This is a genomic window from Caldivirga sp. UBA161, from assembly GCF_002506515.1.
Taxonomy (GTDB): domain Archaea; phylum Thermoproteota; class Thermoprotei; order Thermoproteales; family Thermocladiaceae; genus Caldivirga.
Genome location: NZ_DAXS01000068.1, coordinates 90,596 through 103,518 on the forward strand (window position 1 = coordinate 90,596; position 12,923 = coordinate 103,518).

The window sequence follows — 12,923 nt, forward strand, 5'->3', positions numbered from 1 at the left end:
TGCTTGGCTAATTGATTAGGGTTCATGGGCCTCCTCCTAAGAGTTGCAAGGATCTTATACCTCATTAAACCACCCTTGGAGCCACCTATTAGCCAAATCAGTAATCTCTTTAAGTCCTTATCATAACTAGCCATTATTAATTCATTATTAATCAACAGTTTATAAGCATTCACCTTATTCACAACAGTCTTTAATGGCTCCATGTTTATATTCTTTTTCACTAATTTATTGCAATTTTATTAAGAATCAAATATAGCATGCTTGGGGTTAGATTTGTAATAAAAACTGAATAAAGCTTATTTATAGGTTAACGCAATGATGTATCATGGATGCAAAAACTATCGGCCTAATAGCCGTGGCAGTAGTCGCAGTAGTGGGTTATGTTTTGGCTGGATACTTCGCAGTTAAACCACCAATGACTGTAACTACTACATCTACAGCTACACCTAAAACTGTAACTACTACAGTGACAACAACCATGCCAACTACAGTAACTAAGACGACGACAGTATCATCCACCTCAACGGCATCTTCAATATCAACCACCACAGCAACAGTAACTATCACAATGACTACCACTGCAGTAATGCAACCCAATATGGTTCCTGAACTCATTCCAGTAGGTGTTAGTACTGCTATGGTTAATGCAAGTATGGGCGCCACGTTAAGGTTAGGTAACATAATTGTTATTATCAGGCCTGGAACATACGTAATGACTCAGAGCAAGCAAATACTAAGCACCTATAATTTCTCAATAATAGTTTACCAATTAGCTAACATAGGTTCACCATCAATGATGGGTGAAGAACCAGTCTACGCATTCGCCTACGCAGTTAATGGTCATGTTTCACCAAGCTACACCTTCGTTAACCCAGAGGGTAAACCCTATGCGGTAATTACGGTAGTTAGAATGCCCAATACCTGGACAACTTGGACTTGGTTGGGATTCATGCAGGAATCCAATGGAACATTGGTTGATGGACATTACGCATTCCTTGACTCATGGGTATACGCAGGCTCAGGTTTATTTGTGAATTATCAGTTCGTTAAGCCAGTACCATGGATATTCGTAAATACGGGTATGCCAGCCTCATTAATGGCAACTTACACTGAGCCAACCATGTCTAGCTCAATGGAGGCAACAACCATGGAGCCTGAGCTTGTGCCTATTGGTACTGGTACTGTGGCAATTAATGCAACCCAGGGAGGTGCGGTGGCTGTTGGTAACCTACTAGCCATAATACTGCCTGGAACCTACGTTGAAACACCCAGCGGGCAAAGGCTGAGCACCTATAACTTCAGCCTAATTTACCAAGCGATAATGAATATACCACCATTAAATGAAAGTGGAGTCTACTACTGGCCATTATTCTCATATGCCTTCGCGGTTAATAATCAAATAAGCCTAGGTTATACATTCGTTAATGCTAGTGGTTCACCGGTGCCGGTATTAACTGTTGCGTTTTTACCATCATGGTTCACTTCATGGACTTGGCTAGGATATGTTCAACTACCGGATGGAACATTGCAGGGCGGTAAATATGCATTCCCCAACGTATGGATACCCGGTGATGATTACATAGTTAATACAGTATTCTTTAAGCCAGTGCCATGGGTATTCCTAGCTGTGGAGCACGGCTACGTGAATATGACTGTTACGAATACAACTACCACTTCCACAACTGCTTCCACATCTGCTCCAGTTTGGGGTGGTTAAGGTTTTAGGTAAATAAAATCTTATTTTAAAATCCTATCTTACTTCATTTCAAACTTGAATTCAGCTCCAATAATCTTAATACTTCATTAAGAATTACCCTAGCTAGTTCCCTCTTATGTGCTGGCCCAATTTTTATGTGTAATCCACTTTTATTAATAATGTGGTAAGCATCGGTCACTGTGCCGAAGCCTAGTTCAGAGACGTTATGCGCAATAACCATATCCCATGATCCCTCTCTCATCCTATTTAATGCCCTCTTCAGTAAATCCTCCTCATTAACATTAACTTCAGCCTTATAACCAACCACTATTGTGCCTGGGGAGGTGGCCTTAGCATCATTAACAATCTTAGGCGCCTTAATTAAGGTGACTGTGGTGTTCTCAATATCACTGCTTAACTTTCCCCTAACCTTATCCTTGACATAGAAGTCCAGTGGTGCTGCTGCAAAGAAGGCTACATGTATTTGTTTACTTCTCAATAATTCCATTACGGCATTATGCATATCCATTACGCTTGTTACATTAATAAGCTTAACATTACTTGGATACCTTATGTTAACTGGTCCAGATACTACGTAGACTTCAGCACCCCTAGCGGCAGCTTCCCTAGCAATGTAGTACCCTGTTAATCCACTGCTTGGTGTAGTAATGTACTTAACATCATCAATATACTCTCTAGTCGGCCCGGAGGTGACGAGTACTCTTAAGCCGCTCATGTTTCTTGGTGATGTTAAGTCTATTGTGGATTCAATAATCTCATCAGTGTGCGGTATCTTAGCCTTACCCTCCTCGATAATTGGTTCAAGGAACCTTACACCAAGATTCCTTAATTTCTCCACATTACTCTTTACAATTGGGTTCATCCACATGTTAATATTCATTGCTGGAACCATTAATATTGGCTTACCGGCACCCATAGCTACCATTAAGCATAATGACACTGATGAATCAGACACACCATTAGCAACCTTACCTATTAAATTAGCTGTAGCGGGCGCAACCACAACTGCATCTGAATTTGCGCATAATCTAACATGCTCAGCATAACCACTTAATTCAATTAATGGCTTACTTCCAGTGGCCCAATGCATTATTAACGGGTTCAATAACCTTGACGCGGTTCTACTCATGAAAACCTCTACAAAGGCCCCATGCCTAATTAAACCCCTTGCAACATCAGGAATCCTATATATTGATATGCCACCGGTAACCACAAGCATTATCCTTTTACCTTCAAGTAATTTACTTAAACTACCCCTAATTGCTTCAATATCCTCACTCACTTGGAGATGTTAATTCATCCTTTATTAAATATATTTCCCTCCAAGAGTTAACCTAACTATGGCTTTAGTTAGGTAAAGGTAATTAATCTAATGACTGTGGGGAATTATCCTTGGGATCTTATCCGGAAAGCTTATATAGCATTAATGCAATTACTATTGCTCAATGATAAGTACTGATGGCATATTAATAACGCTTGCATTAATCATATTAATTGGTTATGTTGGTGATTACCTGTTTAGATTAACTAGGGTACCTGAAGCAGTGATTCTAATGCTCATAGGTGTATTACTTGTTCCTATTGGTCATATTATTCCTATAAAGTATGTTGCATTACTTAGGGAATTAGCCCCACTCTTTGGTGATATAGCCTTAGTGATGATTATGTTTGATGGTGGGCGTAAGATAAATTTCAGGACTCCAATATCATCAAGTGGCCTTGGTTTAGCATTAGCAACACTGGATGTAGCAGTACCATCAGTATTACTGGCCGTTATAATGTATTCATTCTTTAACTGGCCCCTCGTATATGGGGCAATACTAGGCACTATATTGGGTGAAACAACCACAACCATCATTGTACCATTAGCCACTAGGCTAGTTATAAGTGATTCAGTCTATAATACAATAGTTGTAGAGGCTACGTTTAACTCAGTAGTATCAATCCTACTCTTCTATCTTTTAGTAATACTTCTAACAGGTCAATTCTCAATTCTATCCTATACCAGGTATGTAATATCTTACTTCAGTATTGCAGTATTCTTAGGCTTAATAACAGGCATGCTGTGGCTGTTAGCGTTGAACTGGATTAGGAGTACTAAGGCGTATACCGTTACAATAGGTATTGCCTTTCTACTTTACGGTGTGGTTGACCTACTTGGTGGTGCGGCTGTGGTTGCTGTCCTAATTTTCGCAATAATTATAGGTAATCATGAAATAATAAGTGAGTACATGGGATTGAGGCTTAACATTAATGAGGATAGGCTCAATATTGTTGAAGATGAGTTAGAGTTCTTGGTTAGGACATTCTTCTATGTCCTAATAGGCATGATTTCAGTAATATCACTATACTATGCACTCCTAGCTTTAGCAGTTACTGGTATTCTTTTAGCTATTAGGTATATTGAAATATTCTCAATAATTAGGGATAGCAAGGTATCTAAACTGTTATTTGCCCTAGCCCCAAGGGGCTTAACTGCAGCTGTATTAGCAAGTATATTTCTTAACATGAATTATCAACCATACTCAAACTATGTATTCCTAACAACCTTCATGGTCATAATATTCACCAATATTGTGTCAAGTGGATTATTACCTATTATAGCTGAGGCAAAGGTAAAGAGTGAGGAGCAGGAGACTAAGTAATGGAGGAAGTAAGGTTTTTAACGCCAGTTATTCACCGATTAACCTAATGAACATTCCAGGCGAGACTGAGCAGAGGGTTATTTGCCCATACTGTGGTTTAACTGACTGGGTTCTGGTTCAGCCAATTAATAGAAGGGATAGTAGGGGATTCCTAGTTAGCGTGATGCTGTGTAAATGCAATAACTGTGGAAGAATATTCTACTTATTTAAGTATAGGTTCAGAAGTATACCGTATAAGCTTGAAAACCTGGCTGCCTAACATTTAATTTAATGATTATTACAATGTATATTGCATTATGAAGTATGGTTGAAAGAGGTGGGATTAACGTTTTTAAGGGTAAGGTTTATATGCGTTAATCGCATTAGCTAGTAATGCCTGAAATACCACTAGCTCCCATAGAGAGGATATTCAAAAAGGCGGGAGCGGAGAGGGTTGGTGAGGATGCGGTGATAGCATTAAGGGATGTATTAGAGAATGTGGCATATGAGGTTTCCGTGAAGAGCATTGAACTAGCGAAGCATGCAGGTAGGAAAACAGTGAGTGCAGATGATGTTAAGGCTGTTGTAAGGATATTCAGGTGCATTAACTTATCATGAACATTAAGATACCCTATGTACCAACCCCAACGTCAGTTGCCATGGAGATTATTAGGAGAGCTAAGCCACGGCCAGGTGAAGTGATTATTGACGCTGGGGCAGGGGAATGTAATGTTATAATTGAAGCGGCTAAGAGGTTTGAATTAATTGGACTAGGTATAGAGAGGGATCCGGTATTAGTTAAGAGGTGCCTTGAGAAGATTAATGCTGAGGGTTTACGTGGAAGGGTTTACGTTGCCTGGGGAGATATCTTTCAATTCAATTACTCAATAGCTGACATAGTTTACTTATACTTAGGCACTGATGTTAATAGGGAACTTGCACCTATATTATTCAAAACACTTAAGAGGGGCGCAAGGGTGGTTTCCCATGACTTTGAGATACCTGGTTATAAACCCGCTGAGTTTGGTTTAGTGAAGGGCCCTTTAAGGGAACATAAGTACTACCTATATATTAAACGTAGTTAGGCATTACCCTCACTACTGAATTTCGACTCAAGGATTCTCCTAATCATCAACATACTTGACGATGGTAATCCACTTAACTTAATGGGCCATTGCCTATAATTATTCAATGCATTTAATGGTGTTCCATAAATTTTAAGCAGCCTAACAGCCCTCCTAACCCCTATTCCCGGTAATGATGATAGGAAGGTAATCTGCATATCATTAATTGACTCACCCTTCCTCTTATTACTTATCTTAATTAAGCCAGGTGACGTTAATGCCAGGGAATAAAGGGCTTGGGCAGTATCCCACTCATCCCTAGTCCAAAGAAGCCTAAGCCCACTCCTACTTACCTTAACTAAAGCTCCAATTAACGCATTCCTACTAATACTCCTTACTGATACTGTTGACCATAAGTCACCCTCAATGATAATGTAAGGTTCCTGGTAAGCCTCAATTAGGTTATTAGCCTGTTGAAATAGCCTACCATCAATAATTGAGTTCACGAAATCCATAGCCCTCTTACGCTCCACAGCAACCTCACTTGAAACCACGTAATCCCCAACAGTTAACGTAGATACTAGAATCCTGCATCCAAGCTCCTTTACGGCATTAACAACAAGTTGGGCAGTCTCATACTCCCTGGAATCCACAACAATACTACACCCCAGATTGGATCAGGTTTAATTCCTCATATGGGTTTAAATAAGTTTAACAATTAGGAATACTTAATCATGGAGCCCCGGCCGGGATTCGAACCCGGGACCTCCTCATTACCAGTGAGGCGCTCCGCCAGGCTGAGCTACCGGGGCTATGCTGGCTTGCATCACTAATGCCTACAATTTTTAAATTTTTCCCATTAAGTAACCATCATTTACATTAATGATTATTGCGAAAACTAGGTAAGTATTCATATGTTTTAAAGTATAATATTAAGGCGTGTTGTTTTATTAGCCGAATAGTGAGGCAAGGCTCTCCAATGTTTCCTCCTCCTTCTTCTCCTCAGCCTTCTTCTCCTCGGCCTTAGCCTCAGCTGGCTTAGCCTCCGCGGCCTGTGGTGCCGCAGCCTGCGGCGCAGCTGAAGGTGCTGAAACAGGTACTGCAGCAGCGGTCTTTATTGCCTCATCTATGTTAACATCCTTAACCGCCGAGACTAATGCCTTAACCTTAACCTCATCTACCTGTATGCCAGCTGATTGAAGTACCTTAGTTACATTATCCTCCGTTATTGGTTGCTTCGCATAGTGTAGTAGTAATGCTGCATACACGTACTCCATAACCACCTTTGCTTAAGAGCCTTTTTAAAGCTAACCACAATGACTGCTCAATTACTATTTATTACTATATATTATATATTTAATTATATTAACTTGTGAGAAAGATTTATAAAACTTAGTAAGCTAGCCCCCTGATAGCTATGCAGATGCTAATTAGTGATACTAGAGAATTAATAATACTCGGTAGAGGAGGTCAAGGCGGGGTGACCGCCGCCAGGATAATAGTATCCGCAGCAGCTAAGGATGGTAAATGGGGGCAGGCAATACCTGAGTTCGGTGCTGAGAGGAGGGGGGCTATTGTTAAGTCGTATGCAAGAATATCAAGTAAACCAATAATTTCACATAGTGGGGTTAAGAAGGCTGATGTACTACTAATATTATCACCCAATATACTAAGCCTGGTTAACATTAATGAATTAATGAAGGGGCAGGACTCAGTAGTAATAATTAATTCACCTACATTAATAAGGACAGGCTATAGGACATATTGGGTGGATGCCACTGGGATAAGTGAGAAGCTGGGCTTAGTGATGGCTGGCTGGCACATAGTGAGTACACCAATGTTAGGTGCATTCGTAAGGATTACTGGCTTAGTCACATTGGATTCAGTAATATCATCTATAAGAGAGTTCATAGGGAGCGGCGAATACGTTAAATTAAACATTGAAGCAGTTAAAATGGGGTACAGTATGGTTAAGGGTGATTAAGGTGAGTAGCATTTACGTTAAGTACCTATTATCAAGGCCAGCCATGGGTGCTGGTGGTAAGACTGGTACATGGAGGGTGCGTAAGCCTATTGTTAACCTGGATAAATGCATTAAATGTGGCCTATGCTGGCTTTACTGCCCTGAAAATGCAATTGATTGGCTTGAGGATAAAACAGTTACCATTGATTACGATTACTGTAAGGGTTGTGGAATCTGCGTTGATGTCTGTCCAGTTAAGGCTATTTCAATGATTGATGAGAGGGTGGTTTAAGTGATTAACCAGCAGAACATGATTAACAGAGGGGTTAGGAGGATAATGGTTGGTGATCACGCAGTTGCTGAGGCCGTTAAGATGGCTAGGGTTAACGTAGTCTCAGCATATCCAATAACACCCCAGACGCTGATAGTTGAGAGGTTAAGTGAGATTATTGATAGGGGCGAGTTGAAGGCTGATTTCATAAGGGTTGAAAGTGAGTTCGCAGCCCTAGCCTCAGTGTATGGTGCATCAGCCGCAGGGGCAAGGGCCTTTACAGCCACCTCAAGCCACGGATTATTCTACATGTATGAGATGCTTTGGTGGGCTGCAGCATCAAGGTTACCCCTCGTCATGGCTGTAGTAACCAGGGCACTTGGACCACCGTGGAATATTCACGATGAGCACACTGACCTATTGGCAATAAGGGATAGCGGGTGGATTATAGGTATGGCATCAAGCGTACAGGAGGCCTTTGACATGACTCTTACAGCATTTAGGATAAGTGAGGATGAAAGAGTCTTATTACCAGTGGCGGTGGGGCTTGATGGATTCGTGCTAAGTCACACAACTGAACCAATTTACATCCCCTACCAGGAGGATGTTGACGCTTGGTTACCTCCAAGGAACCCTAAGGTACCTTATGTCATTGAACCCGGTGGGGAACCAGTAACCCTAGGTAACTTACCTAAATCTGACCTATACCATGAGCTTCATAAGGCTTACATGGATGAGTCAATGGGTGAGGCTAAAAGAGTAATAACTGAGGCGTATAATGAATACAGTAAGTTAACTGGAAGGGATTATGAACCATTAATCGAATGCTACAGGTGCAGTGACGCTAAGTACCTAGCAGTAACCATGGGTGCATGGAGTGGGGATGCTGAAATCGCTATTGATGAATTAAGGAATGAGGGTTACCAGGTGGGCCTCATTAGGATCAGGTACATTAGGCCATTTCCTGACGACGAGCTTTTAGAACGCATCAATGGGGTTAAGGGAGTTATTGTGTTTGATAGGGATTACTCAATGGGCTTCGGTGGAATACTGGCTGGTGAATTAATGGGTCTAGTGCCTAGTAACGTATCCTTTAAGGGTGTTGTTGCAGGATTAGCTGGTGTTGATGTATCACCAAGTGAATTCCAAACCATTATAAGGGATTTCATAAATAATACTGAAATTAATGGCGCCATGAGGGTTAGGAGGTGGTGGTACATACCTAATACTAATGGTGGTGATTAATCATGGTTACCATGAGCGAACTCCACAAGTATGGGAGGACTAAGTTAATAATGCCTGGTACAGCAGCATGCCCAGGCTGCCCACTTCAAATAGGCTTAAGGCAATTAATAATGGCACTGGAGGGGAAGTTAACCCTCGTTATACCTGCTGGGTGCTCAAGTGTAATACCTGGAGCGGCCCCATATACATCGTTCACAGTACCAGTTATGCATGTACCCTTCGCCTCAAGCCCATCAGTGGCCAGTGGTTTAGTTAGGGCGCTTAGGGCCAGGGGTGTTGATGGTCATGTGGTTGTTTGGGCTGGTGATGGGGCAACAGCAGACATAGGCTTCGCAGCCTTAAGTGGAGCAGCCTATAGGAATGAAGACATAATCTATATTTTAGCTGATAATGAGGCTTACATGAATACTGGTATTCAGGCTAGTGGAACTACACCCAAGAAGGCTTGGACTACAACATCCCCAAGGGGGAAGGCTGAGGATAAGAAGGATGTGGCGTTAATCATGCTTATGCATAAGGTACCCTACGTGGCTACAGCCAGTATAGCTTATCCAATAGACTTTATTGATAAGGTTAGGAGGGCAGCTTCAATAAGGGGCTTTAAGTTCATACACCTTCACGCACCATGCCCTCCAGGTTGGAAGTTCCCAGATGACTACACGGTTAAGGTGGCTAGGTTAGCTGTTGAAACCGGAATGTGGATTCTTTGGGAGTATTACCAAGGTAAGTTAACGATTAGTCCACCCAGCGCCCCCTATAGGGATAAGCAGAGGCGTAAGCCTATTGAGGAGTACATACGTATACAAGGCCGCTTCGCGCAATTAAGTAAGGATGATGTTAGGGAAATTGAGGCCATGGTTGATCAAGAGTGGGGAGTATTAATGAGGTTAGCTAACATATTTAATATTAGTTAATTAACCTAAGGCTTTAAGCTTTTAAACAGGTAAAAGAATAGCGCGCATGAAGGCTATTGTAGTTAAGCCTCCGAAACCTGGAGTGGAGGTTAGGGATTTAACCCAAGTGATTAGGCATGGTTCAGGTACTGTTAAGGTAAGGATACTTGAAAACGGCATATGTGGTACTGACCGTGAAATAGTTAGGGGTGAATTAACAACCGCTAGACCACCTGAGGGTAGGGATTGGCTTGTCCTTGGTCACGAAGCCCTAGGCATTGTTGAGGATTCAAGTGACCCAAGGTTTAAACCAGGTGACTTAGTAATGCCAATTAATAGGAGGAGTTACCACGGCAAATGCCTCAACTGCCTGGTGGGTAGGCCAGATTTCTGCGAGGCTAATGAGTTTGTTGAGGCAGGTATTATTGGAATGGATGGTTTCATGGTTGAGTACTGGTATGATGACCCCAAGTATCTTGTTAAAGTACCTAAGAACATAGCTGATATAGCAGTCATGGCTCAACCCCTCTCTGATCTTGAGAAGTCGGTTGAGGAGATACTTAATGTCCAGAGGAGGCTCATTTGGACTTGTGATGATGGAACATATAATTGCAGGAGGAGTATAGTTTTCGGCACAGGCTCAACAGGAATACTAATTTCACTACTGCTTAGGACCATAGGATTTGAGGTATATGTAGCTAATAGGAGGGATCCACTTGAGAGTGAAGCTAAGATAACTGAGGAGGCTGGTATAATTTACTATAATTACTCTAAGGATGGTTTAGATAAACTTAAGTCAATGGGCTTCGACCTAGTGGTGGATACTACCGGTGCTTCAGCATCATTAATTGGCCATGAGATTGAGATGCTTAAGCCAAACGGCATACTAGGCTTATTCGGGTTTCCAGCTGAGGGTGAGTTAACGTTAAGGTATGATGTTATACAGAGGTTCATTTACAAATCCAATGCAATAGTGGGTTTAATAAATGGTCAGAAACCGCACTTCCAGCAGGCCCTTGCACACTTAGCTCAATGGAAGTCTATTTGGCCCACTGTGGCTAATTCTTTAATAACTAGGGTTGTTGATGTTAATGATGATAAGGAGCTGATGCAGGTCCTTAACCGTAAGGAGAAGGGGGAGATTAAGGTTAAGATTAAGTGGAGTTAATTTTACTTAATCTCTCTAAGTTTTTCACCTAACATATTCTCTAGGCTGCTTACTATTAAGTTAAGAACCTTAATGTACGGTTGCTTAACCTTAGTTACTAACATGCCGGCACCCTCATGACCACCACCCTCACCTCCTAATTCCTCAGCAATCTTACTTAGAACCATGGCGACATTAATTAACCTTGATCTTGCAGCAATCCTTAATTCATCACCATGATCAGAAACCACAAATGCAGCATCACAGCCAATGTCAAGGAGCTTACCAGCCACTAAGCCTTCATATGCATTTACATTAGTCACGCACACTATCATTGATCCAGCCCTATATGGTATAAGCCTTATTGAACCCTTAACCAACGCTATTTTAGCTGATTCATCAAGTTCCCTAACCAGTAATGCTAAGGCATCCTTATAATTGACTCCACTAACCTTAAGTAGCCAAGTTACTGTCTCAAAGGTTCCTTGAGTTGCCCTACTGAATCTATTTGTTTCACTTAATATTGCCGCTAACGCTAACTTAGCCATTAATTCACTAGGTGCGTAACCTAATTCCCTTAATACACTTATCACCACCTCGATGGTTGATGGTGATTCAGGGTCAATGAACTCTAAATCCCCTCTAATCCCTCTAACCTCATGATGATCAAACACCACTACCCTACTGCCCTGACATATTTCAACCCCTAACTGAACCTTATTGGCAACATCAAATAGTATTGTTAAGTCACTGCAGGTACAGGTTTGAGTGCAGTTAAGTTCAATACCCAGTCTACTAAGCACCTGCTTAGCCTCCTTATCTGCAGTACAATTATTGGTGAGGCAGCTTAACTTGCCTAATTCATTTAAGTAATCCCTAAATAATAATGCAGAGGCAAGTGAGTCTAAGTCAGGATTCCTATGAGTCATCAATGTTATTCTCGTTGATGCCTCAATTAGCCTCTTAAGCTCATTTAACATTGATTACTGCTTAACTAAACGCTTAAAAATCAAACCCTACAGTAATATAAGTGTGGTAGCCTTTATTGAATCTACAGTTAAGGATTATGTGAAGTTACTTGATGATAGGATAATTAAGTTAAGGGAACTCTCAAGTAAGTTAAGCGACAAGGTGTCTAATGCCAATATTGAGAACAGTAGGCTGAATATCTTAAGGTTTGAGAACAGTGAGGTATTCATAGTTAATGGTAGTGATAATGAGCAATTAATGGGCGCGCTAATGCTTATCCTGAAGTTAGCTAACTTCCAGGAAAAGCTGTATACGCTGGTTAAGAATGACTTAAGTAGGGTACCTGATGATGTTAAGATTGCTGTAATCGAACCCTTAGGCTTACCCACTAGGATAATCATGGTGCCCAATAATGCTACCACTAGTAGTTGATATAGATGAACTTAGGAAACATAGGCAGAGGATAGAGGAGTTACATTCAGCAATAAAGGTTAAGCCAATAAGTATTAATTGGAGCATAGTGAATACTATTAGTAAAGCCCTTTCTGTTAAGGGTAATGAAAAGAAAGTAGTAGTTAAGGGTAGTAGAAGATCATTTAAGGTTGATGATGTTGAAGTCATTATAGCAGATACAGTAAGCACGGTAAGCCAATACATGAGCATGTATAGTACCTATGCTGTGAACATGATGAGGATAAGTAGGGTCATTGAGGGCACTGTTAATGCTAGTAAATCCCTTATATATATTGATCCATTCACAGGCACAGCAGTAATAATATTAAACCACCCAACTAAGGTGATGCTGGCTGATACAGAGTCCCTGAAGAACACCATCGATTCATTAACAATCCTAAGCACGGGCCATGGTGAAAAAACTGAAGCATCAGCTGCTCAACTCGATTTCAAGGTTGATGTAGCACCGATACTAGAGTCATTATCAGGTAAATCAGATTCGATCTACATTGAGGTTGATGATGATGTTTACTACATTATTAGGAAGTACATGCATCATGAAGGATAATGAATATTT

The 12,923-nt window shown here is 41.1% G+C and carries 16 protein-coding genes and 1 tRNA gene; 12 read left to right on the plus strand and 5 right to left on the minus strand.

Annotated elements, in window-relative coordinates; all coding sequences use genetic code 11:
* Positions 1–325 precede the first annotated feature (325 nt).
* Complete coding sequence (locus tag BP896_RS07815) at positions 326–1,717, plus strand: hypothetical protein (RefSeq protein WP_291767314.1); 1,392 nt, start codon at positions 326–328, stop codon at positions 1,715–1,717.
* 43 nt (positions 1,718–1,760) lie between these two features.
* On the opposite strand, the gene coaBC is transcribed toward BP896_RS07815, so the two are convergent.
* A complete protein-coding gene (gene coaBC, locus BP896_RS07820; RefSeq protein ID WP_291767316.1) occupies positions 1,761–2,999 on the minus strand; it encodes a bifunctional phosphopantothenoylcysteine decarboxylase/phosphopantothenate--cysteine ligase CoaBC in 1,239 nt (412 codons plus the stop codon).
* 163 nt (positions 3,000–3,162) lie between these two features.
* Here coaBC and BP896_RS07825 point away from each other — a divergent pair, with 163 nt between their 5' ends.
* The 4 genes from BP896_RS07825 (at position 3,163) to BP896_RS07840 (ending at position 5,426) form a co-directional block, all read left to right on the plus strand.
* Positions 3,163–4,362, plus strand: a complete 1,200-nt coding sequence (locus BP896_RS07825; protein WP_291767317.1) for a cation:proton antiporter — start codon at positions 3,163–3,165, stop codon at positions 4,360–4,362.
* Positions 4,363–4,408: 46 nt separating this feature from the next.
* A complete protein-coding gene (locus BP896_RS07830) occupies positions 4,409–4,621 on the plus strand; it encodes a hypothetical protein (protein WP_291767319.1) in 213 nt (70 codons plus the stop codon).
* 113 nt (positions 4,622–4,734) lie between these two features.
* Positions 4,735–4,959, plus strand: a complete 225-nt coding sequence (locus tag BP896_RS07835; protein ID WP_012186746.1) for a histone family protein — start codon at positions 4,735–4,737, stop codon at positions 4,957–4,959.
* Entirely contained in the window at positions 4,956–5,426 is a 471-nt protein-coding gene (locus BP896_RS07840) for an SAM-dependent methyltransferase (protein ID WP_291767324.1), read from the plus strand. Before BP896_RS07835 ends, BP896_RS07840 begins: the two co-directional genes overlap by 4 nt.
* Here the strand turns inward: BP896_RS07840 and BP896_RS07845 are convergent.
* The 3 genes from BP896_RS07845 to rpl12p all read right to left on the minus strand — a co-directional run bounded on the left by BP896_RS07845 (position 5,423) and on the right by rpl12p (position 6,682).
* Complete coding sequence (locus BP896_RS07845; protein ID WP_291767327.1) at positions 5,423–6,058, minus strand: ERCC4 domain-containing protein; 636 nt, start codon at positions 6,056–6,058, stop codon at positions 5,423–5,425. The two genes, BP896_RS07840 and BP896_RS07845, sit on opposite strands and share 4 nt — an antisense overlap.
* 82 nt (positions 6,059–6,140) lie before the next feature.
* Positions 6,141–6,217 (minus strand) — tRNA-Thr (locus tag BP896_RS07850).
* 138 nt (positions 6,218–6,355) lie between these two features.
* On the minus strand, positions 6,356–6,682 hold the full coding sequence (gene rpl12p, locus BP896_RS07855; protein WP_291767328.1) for a 50S ribosomal protein P1: 327 nt from the start codon (positions 6,680–6,682) through the stop codon (positions 6,356–6,358).
* A gap of 140 nt (positions 6,683–6,822) precedes the next feature.
* On the opposite strand from rpl12p, the gene BP896_RS07860 reads away from it, so the two are divergent.
* From BP896_RS07860 to BP896_RS07880, 5 genes are read left to right on the plus strand one after another with little or no spacing between them, the layout of a single operon-like run.
* Positions 6,823–7,389, plus strand: coding sequence for a 2-oxoacid:acceptor oxidoreductase family protein (locus BP896_RS07860; protein ID WP_291767329.1), 567 nt, complete (start codon positions 6,823–6,825; stop codon positions 7,387–7,389).
* A 43-nt stretch (positions 7,390–7,432) separates the two neighbouring features.
* On the plus strand, positions 7,433–7,660 hold the full coding sequence (locus BP896_RS07865) for a 4Fe-4S binding protein (protein ID WP_291767386.1): 228 nt from the start codon (positions 7,433–7,435) through the stop codon (positions 7,658–7,660).
* Positions 7,661–8,884 (plus strand): pyruvate ferredoxin oxidoreductase, encoded by a 1,224-nt coding sequence (locus BP896_RS07870; RefSeq protein WP_291767330.1) that lies wholly within the window; start codon positions 7,661–7,663, stop codon positions 8,882–8,884. It begins immediately after the preceding gene.
* A gap of 2 nt (positions 8,885–8,886) precedes the next feature.
* Positions 8,887–9,798 (plus strand): 3-methyl-2-oxobutanoate dehydrogenase subunit beta, encoded by a 912-nt coding sequence (locus BP896_RS07875; protein ID WP_291767331.1) that lies wholly within the window; start codon positions 8,887–8,889, stop codon positions 9,796–9,798.
* 46 nt (positions 9,799–9,844) lie between these two features.
* The gene (locus tag BP896_RS07880) at positions 9,845–10,945 is read left to right on the plus strand and encodes a glucose 1-dehydrogenase (protein ID WP_291767333.1); all 1,101 of its coding nucleotides are present in this window, start codon (positions 9,845–9,847) and stop codon (positions 10,943–10,945) included.
* A 2-nt stretch (positions 10,946–10,947) separates the two neighbouring features.
* Here BP896_RS07880 and BP896_RS07885 read toward each other — a convergent pair whose 3' ends face one another.
* Positions 10,948–11,904 carry a DHH family phosphoesterase gene (locus BP896_RS07885; protein ID WP_291767335.1) on the minus strand — a complete coding sequence of 319 codons (957 nt, stop codon included), beginning with the start codon at positions 11,902–11,904 and terminating at the stop codon, positions 10,948–10,950.
* 52 nt (positions 11,905–11,956) lie between these two features.
* Between BP896_RS07885 and BP896_RS07890 the strand changes: the two genes are divergently transcribed.
* Together BP896_RS07890 and BP896_RS07895 are read left to right on the plus strand one after the other, a co-directional pair.
* Positions 11,957–12,325: a hypothetical protein gene (locus BP896_RS07890; protein ID WP_291767337.1), complete on the plus strand. Its 369-nt coding sequence runs from the start codon at positions 11,957–11,959 to the stop codon at positions 12,323–12,325.
* On the plus strand, positions 12,306–12,914 hold the full coding sequence (locus BP896_RS07895) for a hypothetical protein (RefSeq protein WP_291767339.1): 609 nt from the start codon (positions 12,306–12,308) through the stop codon (positions 12,912–12,914). The genes BP896_RS07890 and BP896_RS07895 overlap by 20 nt, the downstream gene beginning before the upstream one ends.
* Positions 12,915–12,923 lie beyond the last annotated feature (9 nt).

Coding starts and splice junctions, on each gene's coding strand:
- BP896_RS07815 (WP_291767314.1), top strand. CDS start 326: ATGGATGCAAAAACTATCGGCCTAATAGCCGTGGCAGTAGTCGCAGTA.
- BP896_RS07860 (WP_291767329.1), top strand. CDS start 6,823: ATGCAGATGCTAATTAGTGATACTAGAGAATTAATAATACTCGGTAGA.
- BP896_RS07895 (WP_291767339.1), top strand. CDS start 12,306: ATGCTACCACTAGTAGTTGATATAGATGAACTTAGGAAACATAGGCAG.
- BP896_RS07840 (WP_291767324.1), top strand. CDS start 4,956: ATGAACATTAAGATACCCTATGTACCAACCCCAACGTCAGTTGCCATG.
- BP896_RS07830 (WP_291767319.1), top strand. CDS start 4,409: ATGAACATTCCAGGCGAGACTGAGCAGAGGGTTATTTGCCCATACTGT.
- BP896_RS07875 (WP_291767331.1), top strand. CDS start 8,887: ATGGTTACCATGAGCGAACTCCACAAGTATGGGAGGACTAAGTTAATA.
- BP896_RS07865 (WP_291767386.1), top strand. CDS start 7,433: ATGGGTGCTGGTGGTAAGACTGGTACATGGAGGGTGCGTAAGCCTATT.
- BP896_RS07835 (WP_012186746.1), top strand. CDS start 4,735: ATGCCTGAAATACCACTAGCTCCCATAGAGAGGATATTCAAAAAGGCG.
- BP896_RS07880 (WP_291767333.1), top strand. CDS start 9,845: ATGAAGGCTATTGTAGTTAAGCCTCCGAAACCTGGAGTGGAGGTTAGG.
- BP896_RS07885 (WP_291767335.1), bottom strand. CDS start 11,904: ATGTTAAATGAGCTTAAGAGGCTAATTGAGGCATCAACGAGAATAACA.
- rpl12p (WP_291767328.1), bottom strand. CDS start 6,682: ATGGAGTACGTGTATGCAGCATTACTACTACACTATGCGAAGCAACCA.
- BP896_RS07825 (WP_291767317.1), top strand. CDS start 3,163: ATGATAAGTACTGATGGCATATTAATAACGCTTGCATTAATCATATTA.